General features: G+C 65.8%; 19 protein-coding genes and 1 pseudogene. 14 read left to right on the top strand and 6 right to left on the bottom strand.

The features are described 5' to 3' along the window. Window positions 1-46: 46 nt before the first annotated feature. From ALC15_RS09290 to ALC15_RS09270, 5 genes are all read left to right on the top strand, one after another. Window positions 47-1,771 carry an AMP-binding protein gene (locus ALC15_RS09290; RefSeq protein ID WP_050626978.1) on the top strand — a complete coding sequence of 575 codons (1,725 nt, stop codon included), beginning with the start codon at window positions 47-49 and terminating at the stop codon, window positions 1,769-1,771. An 11-nt stretch (window positions 1,772-1,782) separates the two neighbouring features. Beyond that, on the top strand, window positions 1,783-2,262 hold the full coding sequence (locus ALC15_RS09285) for a MaoC family dehydratase (protein ID WP_024582135.1): 480 nt from the start codon (window positions 1,783-1,785) through the stop codon (window positions 2,260-2,262). 235 nt (window positions 2,263-2,497) lie between these two features. Beyond that, on the top strand, window positions 2,498-2,644 hold the full coding sequence (locus ALC15_RS09280) for a hypothetical protein (protein WP_244486004.1): 147 nt from the start codon (window positions 2,498-2,500) through the stop codon (window positions 2,642-2,644). A gap of 194 nt (window positions 2,645-2,838) precedes the next feature. Beyond that, window positions 2,839-3,756: an SDR family NAD(P)-dependent oxidoreductase gene (locus ALC15_RS09275; protein WP_050626977.1), complete on the top strand. Its 918-nt coding sequence runs from the start codon at window positions 2,839-2,841 to the stop codon at window positions 3,754-3,756. Window positions 3,757-3,758: 2 nt separating this feature from the next. After that, entirely contained in the window at window positions 3,759-4,982 is a 1,224-nt protein-coding gene (locus ALC15_RS09270; protein WP_094193783.1) for a BaiN/RdsA family NAD(P)/FAD-dependent oxidoreductase, read from the top strand. Window positions 4,983-4,988: 6 nt separating this feature from the next. Here the strand turns inward: ALC15_RS09270 and ALC15_RS09265 are convergent, their stop codons facing one another. Continuing rightward, window positions 4,989-6,206 (bottom strand): MFS transporter, encoded by a 1,218-nt coding sequence (locus tag ALC15_RS09265; protein WP_050626976.1) that lies wholly within the window; start codon window positions 6,204-6,206, stop codon window positions 4,989-4,991. Between the two features lie 93 nt (window positions 6,207-6,299). Between ALC15_RS09265 and ALC15_RS09260 the strand changes: the two genes are divergently transcribed. Next, entirely contained in the window at window positions 6,300-7,202 is a 903-nt protein-coding gene (locus ALC15_RS09260) for a LysR family transcriptional regulator (protein WP_050626975.1), read from the top strand. On the opposite strand, the gene ALC15_RS09255 is transcribed toward ALC15_RS09260, so the two are convergent. The 3 genes from ALC15_RS09255 to ALC15_RS09245 form a co-directional block, all read right to left on the bottom strand. After that, window positions 7,199-8,278 (bottom strand): D-TA family PLP-dependent enzyme, encoded by a 1,080-nt coding sequence (locus ALC15_RS09255; RefSeq protein WP_050627077.1) that lies wholly within the window; start codon window positions 8,276-8,278, stop codon window positions 7,199-7,201. The genes ALC15_RS09260 and ALC15_RS09255 overlap by 4 nt on opposite strands. Before the next feature lie 117 nt (window positions 8,279-8,395). Next, window positions 8,396-10,213: an ABC-F family ATP-binding cassette domain-containing protein gene (locus tag ALC15_RS09250; RefSeq protein ID WP_050626974.1), complete on the bottom strand. Its 1,818-nt coding sequence runs from the start codon at window positions 10,211-10,213 to the stop codon at window positions 8,396-8,398. Between the two features lie 4 nt (window positions 10,214-10,217). Then, complete coding sequence (locus tag ALC15_RS09245) at window positions 10,218-10,715, bottom strand: YaiI/YqxD family protein (RefSeq protein ID WP_050627076.1); 498 nt, start codon at window positions 10,713-10,715, stop codon at window positions 10,218-10,220. 134 nt (window positions 10,716-10,849) lie between these two features. On the opposite strand from ALC15_RS09245, the gene ALC15_RS09240 reads away from it, so the two are divergent. Both ALC15_RS09240 and ALC15_RS09235 read left to right on the top strand, forming a co-directional pair. Beyond that, complete coding sequence (locus ALC15_RS09240; RefSeq protein WP_050626973.1) at window positions 10,850-11,653, top strand: hotdog family protein; 804 nt, start codon at window positions 10,850-10,852, stop codon at window positions 11,651-11,653. Continuing rightward, window positions 11,654-12,262, top strand: coding sequence for a 2-hydroxychromene-2-carboxylate isomerase (locus ALC15_RS09235; protein WP_050626972.1), 609 nt, complete (start codon window positions 11,654-11,656; stop codon window positions 12,260-12,262). Between the two features lie 187 nt (window positions 12,263-12,449). Here the strand turns inward: ALC15_RS09235 and ALC15_RS09230 are convergent, their stop codons facing one another. Then, entirely contained in the window at window positions 12,450-14,822 is a 2,373-nt protein-coding gene (locus ALC15_RS09230; protein ID WP_050626971.1) for a xanthine dehydrogenase family protein molybdopterin-binding subunit, read from the bottom strand. Between the two features lie 209 nt (window positions 14,823-15,031). Between ALC15_RS09230 and ALC15_RS09225 the strand changes: the two genes are divergently transcribed. The 5 genes from ALC15_RS09225 to ALC15_RS09205 all read left to right on the top strand — a co-directional run bounded on the left by ALC15_RS09225 (window position 15,032) and on the right by ALC15_RS09205 (window position 18,214). Next, complete coding sequence (locus ALC15_RS09225) at window positions 15,032-16,075, top strand: Ppx/GppA phosphatase family protein (protein WP_094193782.1); 1,044 nt, start codon at window positions 15,032-15,034, stop codon at window positions 16,073-16,075. A 33-nt stretch (window positions 16,076-16,108) separates the two neighbouring features. Beyond that, the gene (locus tag ALC15_RS09220; protein WP_050626969.1) at window positions 16,109-16,801 is read left to right on the top strand and encodes an RlmE family RNA methyltransferase; all 693 of its coding nucleotides are present in this window, start codon (window positions 16,109-16,111) and stop codon (window positions 16,799-16,801) included. A gap of 67 nt (window positions 16,802-16,868) precedes the next feature. Continuing rightward, window positions 16,869-17,495, top strand: a complete 627-nt coding sequence (locus tag ALC15_RS09215) for a LysR family transcriptional regulator (protein WP_050626968.1) — start codon at window positions 16,869-16,871, stop codon at window positions 17,493-17,495. Beyond that, window positions 17,492-17,767 carry a hypothetical protein gene (locus ALC15_RS09210; RefSeq protein WP_050626967.1) on the top strand — a complete coding sequence of 92 codons (276 nt, stop codon included), beginning with the start codon at window positions 17,492-17,494 and terminating at the stop codon, window positions 17,765-17,767. Before ALC15_RS09215 ends, ALC15_RS09210 begins: the two co-directional genes overlap by 4 nt. A gap of 123 nt (window positions 17,768-17,890) precedes the next feature. Continuing rightward, window positions 17,891-18,214, top strand: a complete 324-nt coding sequence (locus ALC15_RS09205; RefSeq protein ID WP_050626966.1) for an antibiotic biosynthesis monooxygenase family protein — start codon at window positions 17,891-17,893, stop codon at window positions 18,212-18,214. On the opposite strand, the pseudogene ALC15_RS09200 reads toward ALC15_RS09205, so the two are convergent. Continuing rightward, window positions 18,215-19,700 (bottom strand): annotated as a pseudogene (locus ALC15_RS09200) (DHA2 family efflux MFS transporter permease subunit). It abuts the gene before it with no gap. A gap of 141 nt (window positions 19,701-19,841) precedes the next feature. Here ALC15_RS09200 and ALC15_RS09195 point away from each other — a divergent pair. After that, window positions 19,842-20,093 (top strand): hypothetical protein, encoded by a 252-nt coding sequence (locus ALC15_RS09195; protein WP_021081377.1) that lies wholly within the window; start codon window positions 19,842-19,844, stop codon window positions 20,091-20,093. The last annotated feature ends 94 nt before the right edge of the window (window positions 20,094-20,187 follow it).

Raw genomic sequence — 20,187 nt, 5'->3', positions numbered from 1 at the left:
CGCAAAGCGTTGCGCGGGGATGAGACAGCGGATGTGGAGAAGCCGGATGACCACATTTCAGAACGCACGCGCCTTTCTGCTCAAGCACCGAACCGACTACGACGCGGCGGTGAAGGGCTTCCGCTGGCCGGATGCCGTGCCGTTCAACTGGGCGCTCGACTGGTTCGACGCCGAGCTCGCGCGCAATGCCGACAGCCGCGACCGTGCGGCGCTGTGGATCGTCGATGCCGCCAGCGGTAATGAAACCAAGCTCAGCTTCGCCGAGCTGTCGCACCGCTCAAATCAGGTCGCCAATTTCCTGCGGGCGCAGGGGTTGAAGCGCGGCGATCATCTGTTGCTGCTGCTCGGCAATGTCGTGCCGCTGTGGGAGACCATGCTGGCCGCCATGAAGCTCGGCGTGGTCGTGATCCCCGCGACCACGCTGCTCACCGCCGACGAATTGCGCGACCGGCTCGATCGCGGCAAGGCGAGGGCGGTGGTCGCAACTCAGGATCAGGTCGCAAAGTTCGCAGGCCTCGGCAGCGACAAGCTCGTGCGCATCGTCGTCGGCGCGACGCAGGCGCAGGACGGCTGGCTGCCGTTCGAGGAGGCGACCAAGGCGTCAGACGGCTTCACGGCCGACGGCCCGACCCAAGCCGACGATCCGATGCTGCTCTATTTCACCTCGGGCACCACGGCAAAGCCGAAGCTGGTGCGGCACAGCCAGCGTAGCTATCCGGTCGGCCATCTCTCGACCATGTACTGGATCGGCCTGCAGCCCGGCGACATCCATCTCAACATCTCGTCGCCCGGCTGGGCCAAGCATGCCTGGAGCTGCTTCTTCGCGCCGTGGAACGCCGGCGCAACGATCTTCATCGCCAACCAGCCGCGCTTCGAGGCGAAAGGACTGCTCGCGATCATCGGCCGCTGCGGCGTCACCACGCTGTGCGCGCCGCCGACGGTGTGGCGGATGTTCATCCAGGAAGATCTCGCAAGCTTCAAGGTCTCGCTGCGCGAGGTCTGCGGCGCCGGCGAGCCGCTCAATCCTGAGATCATCGACCAGGTCAAATCGGCCTGGGGCCTGACCATCCGCGACGGCTACGGCCAGACCGAGACCACCGCGCTGGCGGGCAATTCGCCGGGGCAAAAGGTGAAGGTCGGCTCGATGGGCCGGCCGCTGCCGGGCTATCGCGTCCAGGTGACCGACAATGACGGCCACGCCGCCAAGGAAGGCGAGGTGACCTTGCTGCTCGGCGCCGACAGGCCGGCCGGTCTGATGCAGGGCTATCAGGGCGACGACGGCAAGCTCATTGGTACGGACGGCGAGATCTATCGCAGCGGCGACGTCGTGTTCACCGACGACGAGGGCTATCTCACTTTCGTCGGCCGCACTGACGACGTGTTCAAATCCTCCGACTACCGCATCTCGCCGTTCGAATTGGAGAGCGTGCTGCTGGAGCATGACGCGGTGGCGGAGGCCGCCGTGGTGCCGAGCCCGGACCCGATCCGGCTCGCGATCCCCAAGGCCTATGTGTTGCTGGTCTCCGGTGTCGAGCGCAGCCCCGAGACGGCGCTGTCGATCTTCCAGCACCTGCACACGAGGCTCGCGCCGTTCAAGCGCATCCGCAAGATCGAGCTCGTGACCGAACTGCCGAAGACGATCTCCGGAAAAATCCGCCGGGTGCAGTTGCGCCGGCTCGAACATGACGATAATCGCACAGATGCGTTGCGCGGAGCCGAGTTCCGCGAGGAAGAATTTCCGGAGCTGCAGAAGGTGCGGACCTCCGGTTAGGAGGTCAGCCAATGAATGAAGTCTGGAAGAAGCCGCCGGTGTCGCTGGAAACCTACCAGGGCATGGTCGGCAAAGAGATCGGCGTGTCCTCGTGGCACGTGCTCGATCAGGGCCGCATTAATACCTACGCTGACGTGATCGAGGATCACCAGTTCATCCATGTCGATCCCGAGCGGGCCAAGAAGGAGACCGCGTTCGGCACCACGATCGCCCACGGCTTCCTCACGATGTCGCTGCTCAGCATCATGTCCTACGAGGTGATGCCGGTGCTCGAAGGCACCGCGATGGGCGTCAATTACGGCTTTGACAAGCTGCGCTTCATCTCGCCGGTGCGCTCGGGCAAGCGCGTTCGTGGCCGTTTCGTGCTGGCGGAGGCAACGCTGCGCAAGCCGAAGGAATTGCTGTCGCGCACCAACGTCACCGTCGAGATCGAGGGCGAGGAGAAGCCCGCGCTGGTCGCCGACTGGCTCGGCCTGATCTATTTCAGCTAGAGCGTTTTCCAGCGACGCCGGTTCGCGCGAAGAAAACGCGTCCGGGCAAGAATCCAGAGCTCCGCCCGATTCAATCGGGACGGAAACGGCTCTGGCAGATGGTTGAGTAGCTCCACCTTTCCTGCAAGCAGGAGAGGTGGAGCGAGCCCGCCTCGTCCAAGTAGTGCATTGACGGCCTTGAATCCTGGTGTCCATCATGTCGCCTCTAGGCGGTGCGGTCCCGGGAGTGGCAGCCATGGTGCAGAACATCGTCGCCGGACTTGTCGTGGTCGGTTTGCTTCTGATCGGCTCGATGAGCTACGCCCAGGAGCATCACGAGTGCTGGAGCGGGCACCTGCTCAAAAGCCTGAAGCCCTGCGGATCGATGACCCCTTCGGTCTAACGCGCCCCCCTTGGCCCGGTCAGTGCCGCACTTGACCCGGCCATCCATCGCTGCTCAAAAGCTGCCAATCGCGGGTGGGTGAGGGGTCTGTCTCCACGCAAAGACTCTCACATGCGCTCGCGGAGACCCCTCATCCGGCGCGCTGCGCGCCATCTTCTCCCGCAAGGGGGAAGGGAAGAACAGGAATCAACGGCATGGCAATCAGGTTTGACGGACGCGTCGCTATCGTCACCGGCGCGGGCAATGGTCTTGGGCGGGCGCATGCGCTGGGGCTCGCCAGCCGCGGCGCCAAGGTCGTGGTCAATGATTTCGGCGGCGCGCGCGACGGCACCGGCGGTTCGCTGTCGCCGGCCGAGACTGTGGTCGAGGAGATCCGCAAAGCCGGCGGCACCGCGATGGCCGACGGCGCCGACGTCTCGAACTTCGAGCAGGTCACCGCAATGGTCGAGCGCGCCACCAAGGAGTGGGGCAGCGTCGATCTGCTCTGTGCCAATGCCGGCATCCTGCGCGACAAGTCGTTCGCCAAGATGGAGGTTGCCGACTGGGCCAAGGTGCTCGACGTGCATCTGACCGGCACGTTCTACTGCTGCAAGGCGGTGTGGGCCGGCATGCGTGAGCGCAATTACGGCCGCATCGTGCTGACGACCTCGTCGTCCGGCCTGTTCGGCAATTTCGGCCAGGCCAATTACGGTGCGGCGAAGGCCGGCATGGTCGGCCTGATGAATGTGCTCGCCGAAGAGGGCCGCAAGAACAACATCAAGGTCAACACCATCTCGCCGACGGCTGCGACCCGCATGACCGAGGAACTGCTGCCGCCGCAGGCGCTTCAGCTGATGAAGCCGGAGGCGATCACGCCGGCGGTCGAATTCCTGCTCAGCGAGGATGCGCCGACCCGCACCATCATGGGCGCCGGTGCCGGCTCGTTCGCGGTCATCCGCGTGCTGGAGACCGAAGGCGTCAACCTGCCGCAGGCGGAGTGGACGCCGGACGGTGTCGCCGCGCACTTCAACGCGATCAGTGACATGTCGACCGCGAAGGCGCTGCAGGGTGCATTCGAGCAGACGCAGAAATACGTCGCCCAGGCCGCTGCGCGGGCCGGGATTAAGCTCTGAGCATGAAGGTCGCCGTCATCGGAGCCGGACCTGCCGGCCTGATGGCGGCGGAAATTCTTGCGGCTGGCGGCGCACAGGTCACCGTCTACGACGCGATGCCGTCGGCCGGCCGCAAGTTCCTGATGGCCGGCCGCGGCGGGCTCAATCTCACCCACTCCGAGCCGCTGCCGGATTTCCTTGCGCGCTATCGCGAGGCGATGCCGCACCTCAAATCCGCGATCGAGGCATTCCCGCCCGACGCCTTGCGCGCCTGGAGCGAGGCTCTGGGGCAGCCGACGTTTGTCGGTAGCAGCGGCCGGGTATTCCCAAAAGCCTTCAAGGCATCGCCGCTGCTGCGCGCCTGGCTCCGCCGGCTCGATGCCGCGGGCGTCGCGTTCGCATTCCGGCATCGCTGGGTCGGATGGGATGCGCAAGGTGCGTTGCTATTCGAGACACCCGACGGAAAGCGCGCGTTCAGGGCTGACGCGACCGTGCTCGCGCTCGGCGGCGCCAGCTGGCCGCGGCTCGGCTCGGACGCTGCCTGGGCGGAGCTCCTTGGCGCGAAGGGCGTTGCCGTCACGCCGATGCGACCGGCCAATTCCGGCTTCACCGTCGCGTGGTCAAATATCTTCCGCGACCGGTTTGAAGGGCAGCCGCTCAAGGGCGTCGCCCTCACGATAGGGCCGCATACCGTGCGCGGCGAGGCCGTCGTCACCCGCACGGGCATCGAAGGCGGCGCGATCTACGCGCTGTCGGCGGAATTGCGCGAGGCGGTGCTGGGCATCGGGCAGGCGACGCTGACGATCGCGCTGCGGCCGGACCTCGACGCCTCCGCGCTGACCACCCGGCTGTCCGGGACGCGCGGCAAGCAGTCGCTCGCGAATTTCCTGCGCAAGGCGGCGCAACTCTCTCCTGTCGGCATCGGGCTGATGCAGGAGGCGGCGATTGCCTCCGGCCGGCCATTGACATCGTTCTCGCCGGCAGAGCTCGCGCGGTTGATCAACGCTATTCCGGTTCAGCTCACGGGCGTCGCGCCGATCGCACGCGCGATCTCGAGCGCCGGCGGCATCAGGTTCGACGAGCTCGACGCGCATTTCATGCTGCGGCGGCTGCCCGGCGTCTTCGCCGCCGGCGAGATGCTCGACTGGGAGGCGCCGACCGGCGGCTATCTGTTGCAGGCATCGTTCGCGACCGGCGTTGCCGCCGGGAAGGGCGCGTTGAGCTGGCTCGCGCAACGCGCCTTGTGAGGCGGCTTATTCCGTACCCGTCTTCGTTGCAAGATCGGTGATCAGGCCGAGCACGCCGAACGTGGCGGCGACCGCGCAGACCGCCGTCCAGCCGCCATAGCTCCACGCCGTGGATGCTGCTGCCGCGCCGACCGCGCCGCCGATGAAGAACAGCGCCACGAACAGGCCGTTGATCCGGCCGCGCGCCTCGGGTTGCAGCAGGTTGACGGCGCGGCGGCCGAGCGTCTGGTCGGTGGTGATGCCGAAATCGAGCAGCACGGCGCCGACACCAAGCAGTGAAAGGGCAGCGACCTGCGACTCGATCATGCCGGCCCAGGCGCAGAGCGCGAGCGCACCGGCAATGAGAAGGTGCGAGACGATCAGCAGCGGCCGCGCAAGACCGCGATCGCCCCAGCGGCCGGCGAGCGGCGTCGCTGCGGCACCGGCAACGCCGATCAGCGCGAACAGCGCTATTCCCCTGGCATCGAGCTTGAACGGCGCCTCCGGCAGGCGCAGCGCGACAGCGGCCCAGAACGCGGTGAATGATGCCATCACCAGCGCGGCCGTCCAGGAACGCACGCGCAGCACCGGCTCCTCGCGCAAAAGTTTGGGGAACGAACGCAGCAGCGCGCCGTAGCTGACTTTTGCCGCCGGCTGCAAGGTCGGCAGATAGCGCGCCAGCGCGCCGGCGAGCACCGTCATCAGTACGGCCGAGATGACATAGTAGCCGCGCCAGTTCCAGCTGTCCGCGATCAGGCTTGCCAGCGGCCGCGACAGCAGGATGCCGATCATCAAGCCGCTCATGACGTCGCCGATCGCCTGTCCACGACGTTCCGGCGGGACCATCGACGCCACCAGCGGCACCACCATCTGGATCGCGGCGCAGGACGCGCCGAGGATGAAGGTGGCGGCGAGCAGGATCACCGGCGTCGGGGCCATCGCAGTGCCGATCGCGGTGATGATGGCGCAGGCCAGCGTGCGCAGGATCAGCCGTTTGTTCTCGACGAGGTCGACCAGTGGCACCAGCAGCAACAGCCCGAGCGCGTAGCCGAGCAGGGTCAGCGTCGAGATCAAGCCTGATTGGAACGCTGTCATGCCGAGCGAGCGGCCGATCAGGCCAACCAGGATTTGCGGGGCAAACAGATTGGTGACGACGGTGCCGGTCGTGATGGCGCCGATCCAGATCAGCGGACGCACCGAGGCGGTGCGGCCAGGGGAGAGTTTGGTGGCTTCGGAAATGGTCATGGGACCTCGGGAGGAAGTGGCGAGGCCCCCTTTAGGGGATCAGACTAATATGCTACAATTCAAATAAGATGATGAAGAATATGCGAGATTGTTATGAACACGCATGACCTCGTGGCGTTCGTCGCCGTGGTGGAGACCGGATCCATCGTCGCGGCGTCGGCGCGGCTGAACTTGACCCAGCCCGGTGTGACGCGGCGGATCCAGAATCTCGAGGAGATGCTCGGCGCGCAGCTGCTCGACCGCCTGTCGAAGCCGCTGAGGCCGACGGCTGCGGGGATCGAGGCCTATGAGCAGGGACGCCGCGTGCTGCGCATGCTTGACGACCTCAAGTCGGGCGTCGCCAATGACGGCGTGGTGCGCGGCGAGTTCAGGCTCGGCCTGACGCCGTATTTGTCGGAGGCGGGGCTGGCCGGTCCGCTCGATGCGGTGCGCGCGGAGTTTCCCGCCCTCGCAGTGCGCGTCGTTGCGGGTCTCTCGCCGCACCAGGTCGACGCGGTCTCCCGCAACGAACTGGACGCGGCGGCGATCTGCATTCCGGACGGTGCCGTGCCGCCGGCGGACCTAGCCGCCGACGATCTCGGTGCGCAGCCGGTCATCTTCGTCGTCGCGCGCGACATCAAGCTGCCGAAATCCGCCGACCTCGAATGGCTGTCGCGCATGGGATGGGTGATGAACCAGGACGGTTGCGGCTTCCGCCAAACATTGAAGCGCCAGTTCGAAGCCGCGCATCTGCCGTTCAACGTCGCGGTCGAGGCGCTCGACAGTGAGCTGCGGCTGTCGCTGGTCGCGCGCGGGCTCGGCATCGGCGTCGTGACGCCGGTCGCGCTGAAGCGAAGCGCGCTCCGTAACCGGCTTAAGGTGGTCAGGATCGAAGGGTTCAAGGCCGCGGTGCGCGCCTGGATCGTGCACCGTCCGCCCGCCGGCCGCCTGGCGCGGCCGATCGAGGTGTTTCGTTCGGCGCTGGATCAGGAGCTGCAGGCGCTGATCCGCGCCTAGCGCAGCTTGCCGCGCGCCGTCACCGGCAACGCGCCGATGATCTCGTCGCCGCGCACCATCACGACCTCGTCCATCATGTTGACGACAACGCAGACGTGATTGGGCACGATCCGCACGACGTCGCCGACATTCGGCCGCGTGTTGCTGCGGGATAGGTCGAGGAAGCCGTGCTCCTCGGCAAAGCGCGCGATCTTGGCCTCGGGATGTTCGAGGATCAGGCCATGGCCTTCGAGCCCGCCGGTGTCCGAGGTCAGCGTCTTGGAGCCGGCATCGAGGATGCCGCGCTCGGGGCCGGCGCGGCTGACCACGGTGGAATAGATATGCAGCGCGCAATCGTCCCAGGTCGCGACGCCGGCCGCGACCTGCATGCGGTCGTTGTAGATGTAGGTGCCGAAACGGTGCTCGGTGCCGCCCTTCAATCTGCCGAGATTGACGAGGTTCGGCGTGCCGCCGGTCGAGACGATCGCCGCATCGAGGCCGTGGGCGCGCACGCCGGCCAGCGCCTCGTCGTAGAATTTCTGCGCATCCGCCCAGCCGGTTTCGGTCGGGTACAGCATGAAGCCCGCGAAGCTCAGGCCCTTTGAGCCGGCGATCTCGCGCGCCAGCGCGATCGCCTCGGCCGGGGTCTCGACGCCGGCGCGCTTGCGCCCGGTATCGCATTCGACAACGACCGAGAGCGGACGGCCCGAAGCGGCCGCCGCCTTCGGCAGATCGCCGATAACGACGGAATTATCCGCCGCGACGGTGACGTTAGCCTTGCCTTGCAGCGCGCCGAGCCGCGCCATCTTCTCGTCGCCGAGCAGATTGTAGCTGATCAGGATGTCGTCGATGCCGCTGTCGGCCATGATCTCGGCTTCGCCGAGCTTCTGGCAGGTGATGCCCCTGGCGCCGGCCTTGATCTGAAGCTGCGCCAGCATCGGATTCTTGTGGGTCTTGATGTGCGGCCGGTTGGCGATTCCGGCCTCGTCGCAGGCCTTCTGGATGCGCGCGATGTTGCGCTCGACCCGGTCCATGTCGATCACGGCGCAGGGCGTGCCGTATTCCCTGGCGATCTTGGCGGCGAGGGGCGTGGTCATTGTCTGTCCTTCTTCTCCGGCCTCGTAGGATGGGTAGAGCGAAGCGAAACCCATCGATATTGGTCGTCTTGCCGTGATGGGTTTCGCTTCGCTCTACCCATCCGACGGCTCTACGAACTATGCCTGCTCAATCTCTTCGCGCAGCACTTCGAGTTCGAGCCAACGGTCCTCGGCGGCGGCGAGCTCGTCCTGCGCCTTGGCGATCGCCGCGGAAGCGGCGTCGAATTTCTTGCGATCCTTCGCATAGAGATCGGGATCGTCGAGCAGCTTCTGCTGCTTGGCGATCTCGGCGTGCAGCTTGTCGATCGTCTTCGGCAGCGTCTCCAGCGCGTGCTTCTCGTTGAAGCTCAGCCGTCGCCTCGGTGCGGCTTCGGGCGCCGCGGCCCTGGCTTCCTTCTTCTCTTCAGTTGGGGCTTCTGCCTTCACCGTCTCGCGCTTCACATCGGTGCCGCGCTGCGCCAGCATGTCGGAATAGCCGCCGGCATATTCGATCCAGCGGCCCTGGCCCTCGGGCACGATCACCGACGTCACGACGCGGTCGAGGAAGTCGCGGTCGTGGCTGATCAGGATCACGGTGCCCTCGTAGTCGCCGAGCATGTCCTCGAGCACGTCGAGGGTTTCGAGATCGAGGTCGTTGGTCGGCTCGTCCAGGATCAGGAGGTTCGACGGTTTTGCCAATGCGCGGGCCAGCATCAGCCGGCCGCGTTCGCCGCCAGATAGCGCTTCGAGCGGCGTGCCGCGCTGCTCCTGCGCGAATAGGAAATCCTTCATGTAGCCGATCACGTGCTTCGACTTGTCGCCGACCATGACGTGATCGCCGCGGCCGCCGGTGAGCGCCTCGGCGAGCGTCAGCTTCGGATCGAGGCTCTCGCGGTGCTGATCGAGCGTCGCCATCTCGATATTGGCGCCCAGCCGCACCGAGCCGGAATCGGGCGGATCGTTGCCGATCAGAAGATGCACCAGCGTGGTCTTGCCGGCGCCGTTGGGGCCGACGATGCCGAGCCGGTCGCCGCGCTGGATCCTAGTCGAAAAGCCGTCGACGATCTTGCGCTCGCCAAAGGCCTTGGCGATGTTCTTGGCCTCGATCACCAGGCGGCCGGATTTCTCGGCCTCGGCGGCGGCGAGCGTGGCATTGCCGGTGGCGCCGCGATAGTTGCGGCGCTGGTCGCGCAGCGCATGCAGATTGCCGAGCCGCTTGACGTTGCGCTTGCGGCGGCCGGAGACGCCGTAGCGCAGCCAGTGTTCCTCGTTGACGATCTTGCGGTCGAGCTTGTGCTGCTCGCGCTCTTCTTCGGCCAGCACCTCGTCGCGCCATTCCTCGAAGGCGCCGAAGCCGCGCTCGATCTGCCGGATCTGGCCGCGGTCAAGCCAGGCGGTGGTGCGCGACAAATTGGTGAGGAAGCGGCGGTCATGGCTGATCAGCACCAGCGCGCAGCGCCGGCGTTCCAGTTCGCCTTCGAGCCATTCGATGGTCGGTAGGTCGAGATGGTTGGTCGGCTCGTCCAGCAGCAGGATGTCGGGCAAGGGCGCCAGCACGCGGGCGAGCGCCGCGCGGCGCGCCTCGCCGCCGGAGACGTGCGCCGGGTCTTCCTCGCCTGTCAGGCCGAGTTGCTCGAGCAGGTAGCGCGCCTGGTAGTGATCGTCGCCGGGGCCAAGGCCGGCCTCGACGTAGGCGAGCGTCGTCTTGTGCTCGCCGAAATCAGGCTCCTGTGGCAGATAGCGAATGGTGGCGCCGGGCTGCACGAAACGGCTGCCGGCGTCCGGCTCGACCAGGCCGGCCGCGATCCGCAGCAAGGTCGACTTGCCGGAGCCATTGCGGCCGATCAGGCAGACACGTTCGCCGGCGGAGACCGACAGCTCGACGCCTGACAGCAGCGGCGTGCCGCCAAAGGTCAGGCTGATGTCCTTGAGCTGGATCAGAGGAGGCGGAGCCATCGCGCTAACTCCCGTTCGCCGGTGCCTGCTCGGCGCGGCGGCGCTGGATGCGGCGGATGGTCTGGTCGAGCGTCGACAGGAAGGTCGAGCGGTCGCGCGGCGAGTATGATTTCGGCCCGCCGGTGATCTCGCCGGACGAACGCAGGTCAGTCATCAGGTTGCGCACCGCGAGCGTCATGCCGATCGATTGCTCGGTGAAGGGCTTGCCGTTCGGCGCGATTACGTCGGCGCCGGCCTTCACGCAGCGGCTCGCCAGCGGAATGTCGGCGGTGATCACGACGTCGCCCGCATGGGCGCGTTCGGCGATCCAGTCGTCGGCGGCATCCATGCCGGAACCGGCGGCGATGCGCTCGATCAGCGGATCCTGCGGTACACGGATGAAATTGCCCGCGACCACGCTGACCGGCACGCCGAGCCGGATCGCGACGCGATAGATTTCGTCCTTCACCGGACAGGCGTCGGCGTCGACATAGATGCGGGTCAGGGCGGGGGTTTCAGTCATCGATTCAGGGTTCGCAGGCACGGCCTGCGTGTACTCCATGGTGCGGAAAATTGCGAGCAAAACGAGAGGCTTGTCACGCTGCCCGGTTCGACTACGATTGCCTGCGAAAAACAACCGAAATAAGGGGAAACCCGATGTCTTCGACGACCGCCGCGCAGACCTATCGCGTCTCGGCTTACAACACCTCCAAGCTCTCGGAAAACAAGATCCACGACGACACGGTGGCGCGGAAGTTCGGCTTTTCCGGCGGTCTGGTACCCGGCGTCGACGTGATGGCCTACATGATGCACCTGCCGGTCGAGAAATGGGGCCGCGATTTCCTCGAACGCGGCCTGATCGAGGCGCGGTTCGTCAAGCCGGTCTATGACGGCGAGATCGCGGAACTGACCGGCCGGGAGACCGGCAATGGACTGTCGATCGAACTCCATAGCCGCGGCGAGCTCTGTGCCACCGGCACTGCGTCGCTGCCGGCGTCTGCGCCGGCATTCACGCTCGACGATTACAAGCAGGTCGCCGCGGTTGCCGAACGCAAGCCGGTCAGCGCGTCGTCCTATGAGGAGGGCAAGTGGCTCGGCGTCATCCCGCGCGACTGGTCGGGCGATGCGGCGAAGGAGTATCTCGCCGATATCAGGGAGACCGACCCGATCTATCTGCGTGAAGGTCTCGGCCATCCCGGCCTGCTACCACGGGTGATGAACAAGGTCTTGGTCGACAATGCGATCCTCGGGCCCTGGATCCATGTCGGCACCCGCATGCAGCTGCTGTCGGCGGGCAAGATCGGTGACGAGCTGACGGCACGAGCCAAGGTGACCGGCAATTACGACAAGAAGGGCCACCGCTTCGTCGAACTCGATGCGCTGGTGCTCGGCAACGGCAAGCCACTCGCGCATTGCTGGCACATCGCGATCACCCAGCCGCGCGAACAGGCGGCGGCGTAGATGTCGGTCATCATCGACTATTACCTGTCGCTCAACTCGCCCTGGACGTTTATGGGCAGCGCGCCGTTTGCCGAGATCGCGCGGCGCCATGGCGCGACCGTCAACGCCAAGCCCTGCAAGTTCGGTCCGATCTTCGAGCAGACCGGTGGCTTGCCGCTGCCAAAGCGCTCGCCGCAACGGCAGGCCTACCGCCTGGTCGAGCTGAAGCGCTGGCGTGAGGTGAGGGGCATTCCGCTCAACATCGAGCCCAAGCATTTTCCGAGCGACGACCTCGCGGCGGTGCGTCTCGTCATTGCTGCCGCCCTGCAGGGCAAGGATGCCCACCGGCTGTCGCTGGAATTCGGCCGCGCCATCTGGGAGCGCGAGGAGGCGCTCTCCGACGCGGATGTCATGTCGGCCGCCGCGCAACGTGCCGGCCTCGACGCTGCGGCCGTGCGCGCAGGCGCTCCGTCGGATGCCGAGCTTGACCGGCTCTACGAGGCGAACACGCAGGACGCGCTGAAGGCCGGCGTTTTCGGCGCGCCGAGCTACGTGCTGCCGTCCGGCGAGATTTTCTGGGGGCAGGACCGCCTGGAGTTTCTGGAACGCGCGCTGAAGAAATCGGCTTGATCGGACCCGAGCGGGCGCCGGCGTAGGGAAGAGGCAAAAACCATCCACACGCACAAACTGTCATACCCCGCGCATGCGGGGTATCCAGTACGCTGCGGCTTCTCGGTTCTATCGCTGACGTCTCTGGAATACTGGATCACCCGCTTTCGCGGGTGATGACAGCGATGGGTGAGGCGAAGCGGCGCCCTTATGCCGCGTTCGCCTTGGCGTCCTGGATCGCGCGCCAGACACGTTCGGGCGTCAGCGGCATGTTGATATGCTTGACGCCGTATTCCGACAGTGCGTCCACCACGGCGTTGACGATGCAGACGAGGCTGCCGGCGCAGCCGGCTTCGCCGCAGCCCTTGGTACCGAGCGGGTTGGACTTCGCCGGCGAGGGGTGATCGCCGACCTGCATCGCGGGCACGTCGCCGGCGCGCGGCAGGGCGTAGTCCATGAACGAGCCGGTGATCGGCTGGCCGGAGGCGTCGTAGCTGACTTCCTCCATCAGCGCCTGGCCGATGCCCTGCGCCACGCCGCCATGCAACTGGCCCGCGACGATCATCGGATTGACCACGACGCCGAAATCGTTGACCGCCGAGTAGCGCACGATCCGTGTCACGCCGGTGTCGGGATCGATCTCGACCTCGGCGACGTGGCAGCCGTTCGGGAAGGTCGACGCGGTTTCCTTGGTGGCGTGGTCGACGTCGAGCGTCTCAGGTGTGCCCTCCGGCATCTTGCCGGCGCGCATCCGCTCGGCGAGCTCCATGATGCCGATCGAGCGGTCGGTGCCGGCAATGGTGAAGCGGCCCTGGCCGAACTCGATATCGGCCTCGGAGGCCTCCAGCATGTGTGCGGCGGCCTTCTTGCCCTTCTCGACGACGAGCGCGGAAGCCTCGACGATCGCCTGTCCCGTCGCAGTGATCGAGCGCGAGCCGCCGGTGCCGTTGCCGAACCGCACGAGATCGCTGTCGCCCTGTTCGAGCGTGATCTTCTCGAAGGGCACCCCGAGTTGCTCGGACAGCACTTGGGCGAACGGCGTGGCGTGGCCCTGGCCGTAATCCAGCGTGCCGGTGGTGAGCTTCACCGAGCCGTCGGGCTCGAAGGTGATCTTGCCGAGCTCGCCAGAGGGCGGCGCGGTGACCTCGAGATAGGAGCCGACGGCGATGCCACGCAGCTTGCCGCTCTTCCTGCTCTCCTTCTTGCGCTTGGCGAAATTGTCGTAGTCGGAAATTTCCAGCGCCTTCTGGAACACGCCGGCGAAATCGCCGCTGTCGTAGGTGACGCCGGAAGCCGCCGGGAATGGCAGCTGCGACGGCTTGATGAAGTTGCGCTTGCGCAAGGTGAAGCGGTTGATGCCCATCTCGTCGGCGGCGGCGTCGATCAGCCGCTCCATGTAGTAATTGGCCTCGGGCCGGCCGGCGCCGCGATAGGCGCCCATCAGCGTGGTGTTGGTCAGGACCGTCTTGATGTCGACGCCAAGCAGCGGCGTGCGATAGACGCTGGCGAGGTTCTTGCCAGTGTTGAGCGACAGCGGGCCCGGCGCAACGCCGGTGATGTAGGCGCCGAGATTGCCATAACCGGAGAGGCGCACCGCGAGGAACTTGCCGTCGGCGTCGAGCGCGAGCTCGGCATGGATCAGTTGTGCGCGGCCCTGGCTGTCGGACAGGAAGCTGGTCGAGCGTTCGTCGAGCCACTTCACGGGACGGCCGAGCTCGCGCGCCGCATGCGCGATGCAGGTGTATTCGGGATAGTTGAGGTTCTTCATCCCGAACGAGCCGCCGACATTGCCGGTGAGGATGCGGACCTTGTCGGCGGGCACGTTGAGCAGGCGCGCCAGGATTGCCTTGTTGCCGGAGACGCCCTGGGTCGGCACCTGCAGCGTGAAGCGCTCGGTTGCCTTGTCGTAGTGGGCGAGCGCGACGCGCGGCTCCATCGAGACCACGGCGACGCGGGTGTTGACGATGTCGAGCTTGGTGACGTGTGCGGCGGCGGCGAACGCCGCCTCGATCTTCGCGGTGTCGCCATAGTGATAATCGAGCGCGACGTTGTTGGGGATGTTGTCGTAGAGCTGCGGCGCGCCGGGCTTGGCCGCTTCCGCCGCATCCGTCACCGCCGGCAGCGGCTCGATGTCGACCCCGACCGCCTCGGCGGCATCGCGCGCTTGAGCTGCGGTCTCCGCGACCACGAAAGCGACGGGATCGCCGACGAAGCGCACCTTGTCGGTGACGAGCGCCGGGCGGTTGGTCTGCAGCAGCGGCGAGCCGTCGCGATTCTTCAGCGGCAGGCCGCAGGTGAACGGCTTGTAGCCGGCGGCCGCGAGGTCGGCGCCGGTCCATACCCCGAGCACGCCCGGCATCGCCTTGGCGGCTTCGGTGTCGATCCCCTTGATCAGCCCGTGGGCATGGGAGGAGCGCACCATCCAGCAGATGGCCTGGCCGGGCAGGGAGAAATCGTCGGTGTATCGGCCCTTGCCGCGCACCAGGGTGTCGTCCTCCTTTCGTCGAACGGGCTGTCCGACACCGTATTTTTGCAGTGCGATAGCGTTATCGAGGGAGGCGGACGGCGTATGATCTTGCATCGAAAATGACCTGAAATGCCCGGATTTGCTGGAGTTTGGGGGCGTTGAGGAGATAACGCACGCCCCCCTTAACGACAACGCCCGATTGGGCATGGACCCAATGTGAACGGAGTTTGCGCAGGGCTTTGACGCTGCTAAAGTTTCCGTGAACGACAATTATTCGGCGGGCCCAGGGATCGCCCTTGGGGGCCTGCGGAAAGACAGTTTTGATGAACGACCATGTGCGGCTTTGCGACGGCCCTCCGGCCGGCGAAGCCCCGTCGGGGTTGGTTGCGGCGGCCGCGGAAAGCGGCGTCTACGCCGCGCTCGACCTTGGCACCAACAATTGCCGGCTCTTGATTGCCTGTCCCACTGGCGACGGGTTCCGCGTGGTCGACTCCTTCTCGCGGATCATCCGGCTCGGCGAGGGCATCGCAGCCACCGGCTCGATCAGCGAGGCGGCAATCGAGCGCGCGATCGCCGCGCTCGCCATTTGCAGCGACAAGATCCGCTATCGCAAGGCCCGCCGGCTGCGGCTGATCGCCACCGAGGCCTGCCGCGCTGCCGGCAACGCCGAGAGCTTTCGCGCGCGCGTCGCGGCCGAGACCGGCATCGAGCTCGAGGTGATCGATCGCGAGACCGAGGCGACGCTTGCCGTGATCGGCTGCTCGCCGCTGCTCGATCCGAAGGGGCGTGGCGCCATCCTGTTCGACATCGGCGGCGGCTCGACCGAGCTGGTGCGGATCGAGCGTGATCCGGCTGCGCCCGATCTGCCGCCGCGCATCAAGGCGTGGATGTCGATCCCGCTTGGCGTCGTGACCCTCGCCGAACATTTCGGCGGCAGGAACGTGACCCGCGATTTGTACGCGCAGATGATCGAGGAGGTCGCGCGCCACGTCGCGCCGTTCGCGGCCGAGCATGGCCGGGACCTGCGCGACATGCACATGCTCGGCACCTCGGGCACCGTGACCACGCTCGCCGGCGTCTTCCTCAATCTGTCGCGCTACGACCGCCGCCGCATCGACGGCATCTGGATGAACGATGGCGACGTGTCAGCGACGATCCAGAGGCTGCTTGGCATGAGCTATGAGGCGCGCGTCAACAACAGCTGCATCAGCGTCGAGCGAGCCGATTTGGTGCTCGCCGGCTGCGCGATCCTCGATGCGATCCGCAACGCGTTCCCGATGCCGCGGCTCCGCGTCGCCGATCGCGGCCTGCGCGAGGGCATGCTGGTCGAGATGATGCGCGAGGACGGCGCGCTGCGGGCGTGCTAGAACACGCCCAATCACACCAATCCAAGAAAGATCATGGCGAAAGACACCACCGGGCGGCTGCACGTCACGGTCAAGAGCGGCGGCAAGCGTAAACTGTCGTCAAAGCTCTGGCTCGAGCGCCAGCTCAACGATCCCTATGTCGCCAAGGCCAAGGCGATGGGCTACCGCTCACGCGCGGCCTTCAAGCTGCTCGAGATCGATGACAAATACCGCCTGCTCAAACCGGGCGTGACGGTCGTCGATCTTGGCGCCGCGCCCGGCGGCTGGAGCCAGATCGCGGCCAAGCGCACCGGCGCTGCCGACGGCAAGGGCAAGGTGGTCGCGATCGATCTGCTGGAGATGGGCGAGATCCCCGGCGTCACCTTCGCGCAGCTCGATTTCCTCGATCATGACGCGCCGGAAAAACTGATCGCGATGATGGGCGGCCGCGCCGATTTCGTGATGTCCGACATGGCCGCCAACACGACCGGCCATCGCAAGACCGACCAACTGCGCATCATCGGCCTGGTCGAGACCGCCGCGCATTTCGCCGGCGAGGTGCTCAATCCCGGCGGCACGTTCCTGGCAAAGGTGTTCCAGAGCGGCGCCGACGCCGAGCTGGTGGCGCAGCTGAAGCGCGATTTCGCCACCGTCCGTCACGTCAAGCCGTCCGCGAGCCGGCAGGACTCGTCCGAGCGCTACGTGCTGGCGACTGGGTTTCGTGCTGCCCAAAAGCCCGCGTCGTGAGCAATCCGCCGCGGCTCCCAGACTTTCTACTTCCTGCATAATAAAAATCTGATTATGCTTCCTGCTTATGAATTTGCAGGATATCCAAGCCTTTGTCGCAGTCGCGGAAACAGGGTCGGTGAACCGCGCGGCCGCACGCCTCAACCTGACGCAGCCGGCCGCGACGCGGCGGATCCAGAACTTTGAGGCCGCGATCGGCGATGCGCCGCTATTCAATCGTGCGGTAAAGCCGGCGGTTCTCACTGCGCTCGGGAACCATGTCCTGGAGCATTGCAGGAGAGTATTGACCGCGGTCGCGGAGCTGGAGGCCTGCACGACGGGCGCAGCCGATCCGGCCGGCGATCTCAAGGCCGGGATTGCCCACGGCCTCGGCGAGATGGTCCTGACCACGCCACTCGATGCCCTGCACCGCACGTTCCCTCGGATCAAGCTGCAGATCAGCTCAAACTGGAGCGCCGGTCTCATCGAGGATGTGCGCAACGGATCGCTCGATTGCGCGGTGGGCCTCCTGACCGAGGCCCACACCCTTCCGCCCGGGCTGACTAGCATTGCGCTCGGCGCCGAACGGGTCGTCATCGTCGGCCCGGCCAAATTACCAGCGAAGCGCGGCGCTCATCGTTATCGGCTGCGCGACCTTTCCGGGCAGGGTTGGTTCCTGAACCCGCGGGGTGCGGATGCCGTGCGGCACTCATGAAAACGTTTGACCGGCTGCAACTGCCGATCCGCATCGCTGCGGAGGTGTTTGGTGAGGACCTCCAGCTATCGCTGCTCGCCCATAGTGGCGGGTTGGGTCTGGTGCCGCATCGTCAGTTCGAGCAAAGCCCACACCGGAATGCGCTGCGCGTGTTGGACGTTCTGGACTTCACCTTGCCCGCCGTGGTGACCTTGATCCGCAATGCCGCTCCAGGCCGTTTTGATCCGGCGATCGCGTTGCTGGCCGGCGAAATGAAGGCTAAGCTCGCTTAGATTCTCTGCATAATCATAATCTGATGTATGCATTTGATTTATGTCATTCCTGGTCGCAAGGTCACCGGGCACTGGGGGCGACGCCTCCGATGACCTCAAACGATCCTGCACAGGAAGGCGCCCATGATCGTCACCATATTTCGCTCGCGATTGAACCCCGGCGTTCAGGATGAATACGGCCCAATGGCAAAGCAGATGAGCGAACTGGCGCGGACTGTGCCGGGCTATGTCGGCCACAAGGGCTTCGTTGCCGAAGACGGTGAGCGCGTGACGATCGTCGAGTTCGAGACCGAACAGGCCCTGGAGCAATGGCGCCGTCACCCCGAGCACGCGAAGGCCAAGAGGCGCGGCGTTGCGGACTTCTTCAGCGACTACAAATTCCAAATCTGTAGCGTGATCCGGGACCGGGCATGGACAGCCCAATCCAAGCACGCAGGCCCGACTTGATTACCCCAGCCGCTGATCCCGCGCGTCTGGGTGTCCTCGGTCGCGACCTTGACGGCTTCGGTGGCGCGGCGCTTCTCGGCGCCCTTGCGGCTGGAAATATCGATCGCCTTGCGGCCGGAGATTTCGTTGCCGGCGTCGGCCGGCATCTGCCAGAAGAACCAGGCCGAGGCCGCCGAGATCAGTGACACCACGATGAAAGCCGGCCCGAACACGTCGGCGGAAAGCTCGGTCTGGTGATGCATTGCCAGCACGGTTTCGACCGAGAACGCGCCGACCGCGACGCCGGCAGACACCGCGAGCTGCTGGTTGACGCTGACGAGGGTGGTGGCGCGGCTCATCTGCGGCGCCTCGACCTCTGCGTAAGCCACCGTGTTGATCGCGGTGAATTGCAACGAGCGGAAGAAGCCGCCGACCACCAGGATGGTGAAGATCAGCATCAGTGGCGTCGAGATCGTGAACAGCGCGCAGGCGGCGAGGAAGGCCGAGCTGACCACGGCGTTGACCGTCATCATGTTGCGGAATCCGAACGCCTTGATGATGCGCGCGGCCAGGGTCTTCATGCCCATGGCGCCGACCGCGGAGGCAAACGTCACGAGGCCGGACTGGAACGGCGACAGGCCGAAGCCGACCTGCATCAACAGCGGCAGCAGGAACGGCAGCGCGCCGATGCCGAGCCGGAACATGAAGCCGCCGACGATCGAGGCGCGCATGGTCGGCAGCCGCAGCAGCGAAAAATCCAGCACCGGCGATCCGGTCCGCCGCGCATGCAGCACGTAGAGCGTCATCGAGATGGAGCCGACCCCGACGAGGGCCGCGACGATCGGCCAGGGCAGGAGATTGAGGCCTGCGACCGACAGCCCGAAGGCGATGCCGGCGAGGCCGATGCGGCCAGCACGAGTCCCATCAGATCGAAACGCTCGGGGTCTTCGCTCTTGATCGGGTCGATATATTTCAGCGCCAGGAAGATGCCGAGCAGCCCGATCGGGATGTTGATCAGGAAGATCCAGTGCCAGGAGAAATAGGTGGTGATGAAGCCGCCGAGCGGCGGCCCGATCACCGGGCCTATCAGCGCCGGCACCGTCACCCAGGCCATCGCGTTGACCAGCGCGCTCTTGTCGACCGAGCGCAGCAGCACCAGCCGCCCGACCGGCGTCATCATCGCCCCGCCGAGGCCTTGCAGGATGCGCGCGAACACGAAATCGGTCACCGAGGACGACAGCGCGCAGCCGATCGAGCCCAGCATGAACACGGCAACGGCGCCGGCAAACACGATGCGGGCGCCGAAGCGGTCCGCGGTCCAGCCGCTCGCCGGGATGAACACCGCCAACGACAGCAGATAGGACGTGATCGCGAGCTTGAGCGTCAGGGGGCTTGTGCCGATATCGGCGGCGATTGCCGGCAGCGAGGTCGCAATCACCGTGGAGTCCATGTTTTCCATGAACAAGGCGGTGGCCACGATGAGCGGGATCAGGCGTTGTTTGTTCATCAAAATAGGACAGCTATGCTGAAAAAGGCGGGCGAGGGGGCCATATCATCCTGCCTTCGGCCACGCTATTGCGGAACCGGCCAAACGCCCTAAATCCTGCGTGACGCTGCTATGCATCCGCCAGCGTTCGAGGTGTGCGCCGTGATCTACGTCCTTGCCGCTCTCTTGCCGCCGATCGGGCTGCTCCTGAACGGACAGCCGTTTTCGGCCATCTTCAATCTGGTCCTGATCGTGTTTTGCGCGATTTTCGGGCTGTTTTTCCATGTCTTGCTGCTGGTGCCGTCGGCCCATGCGGTGATCGCGGTCCACATGAAGCGGGAGGACCGGCGCCACCGCGAGATGGTCGAGGCGATCCGCCGGCACGGCCCGCCACCCGGCTACAGGGTGCCCTGACCAGGCCCGTAAAAAGCCTGTGCATGGCTGGCAAACACTTTGATTCGTCATGCCGCCATGCTATCGACCAGCGTCAACCCCACCGATGGGCACC

It is taken from the genome of Bradyrhizobium viridifuturi, from assembly GCF_001238275.1.
Lineage (GTDB): Bacteria > Pseudomonadota > Alphaproteobacteria > Rhizobiales > Xanthobacteraceae > Bradyrhizobium > Bradyrhizobium viridifuturi.
Note: the sequence above shows the minus strand (reverse complement) of the source record. Positions and strands in the feature narration are given on the sequence as shown.

Bases quoted from the DNA above. Each gene is read 5' to 3' on its own strand.
- ALC15_RS09260 (WP_050626975.1), top strand. From the start codon at position 6,300: ATGAACACGCATGACCTCGTGGCGTTCGTCGCCGTGGTGGAGACCGGA.
- ALC15_RS09245 (WP_050627076.1), bottom strand. From the start codon at position 10,715: ATGACTGAAACCCCCGCCCTGACCCGCATCTATGTCGACGCCGACGCC.
- ALC15_RS09250 (WP_050626974.1), bottom strand. From the start codon at position 10,213: ATGGCTCCGCCTCCTCTGATCCAGCTCAAGGACATCAGCCTGACCTTT.
- ALC15_RS09230 (WP_050626971.1), bottom strand. From the start codon at position 14,822: ATGCAAGATCATACGCCGTCCGCCTCCCTCGATAACGCTATCGCACTG.
- ALC15_RS09235 (WP_050626972.1), top strand. From the start codon at position 11,654: ATGTCGGTCATCATCGACTATTACCTGTCGCTCAACTCGCCCTGGACG.
- ALC15_RS09220 (WP_050626969.1), top strand. From the start codon at position 16,109: ATGGCGAAAGACACCACCGGGCGGCTGCACGTCACGGTCAAGAGCGGC.
- ALC15_RS09255 (WP_050627077.1), bottom strand. From the start codon at position 8,278: ATGACCACGCCCCTCGCCGCCAAGATCGCCAGGGAATACGGCACGCCC.
- ALC15_RS09285 (WP_024582135.1), top strand. From the start codon at position 1,783: ATGAATGAAGTCTGGAAGAAGCCGCCGGTGTCGCTGGAAACCTACCAG.
- ALC15_RS09275 (WP_050626977.1), top strand. From the start codon at position 2,839: ATGGCAATCAGGTTTGACGGACGCGTCGCTATCGTCACCGGCGCGGGC.
- ALC15_RS09205 (WP_050626966.1), top strand. From the start codon at position 17,891: ATGATCGTCACCATATTTCGCTCGCGATTGAACCCCGGCGTTCAGGAT.
- ALC15_RS09265 (WP_050626976.1), bottom strand. From the start codon at position 6,206: ATGACCATTTCCGAAGCCACCAAACTCTCCCCTGGCCGCACCGCCTCG.
- ALC15_RS09215 (WP_050626968.1), top strand. From the start codon at position 16,869: ATGAATTTGCAGGATATCCAAGCCTTTGTCGCAGTCGCGGAAACAGGG.
- ALC15_RS09280 (WP_244486004.1), top strand. From the start codon at position 2,498: ATGGTGCAGAACATCGTCGCCGGACTTGTCGTGGTCGGTTTGCTTCTG.
- ALC15_RS09290 (WP_050626978.1), top strand. From the start codon at position 47: ATGACCACATTTCAGAACGCACGCGCCTTTCTGCTCAAGCACCGAACC.
- ALC15_RS09270 (WP_094193783.1), top strand. From the start codon at position 3,759: ATGAAGGTCGCCGTCATCGGAGCCGGACCTGCCGGCCTGATGGCGGCG.
- ALC15_RS09240 (WP_050626973.1), top strand. From the start codon at position 10,850: ATGTCTTCGACGACCGCCGCGCAGACCTATCGCGTCTCGGCTTACAAC.
- ALC15_RS09210 (WP_050626967.1), top strand. From the start codon at position 17,492: ATGAAAACGTTTGACCGGCTGCAACTGCCGATCCGCATCGCTGCGGAG.
- ALC15_RS09225 (WP_094193782.1), top strand. From the start codon at position 15,032: ATGAACGACCATGTGCGGCTTTGCGACGGCCCTCCGGCCGGCGAAGCC.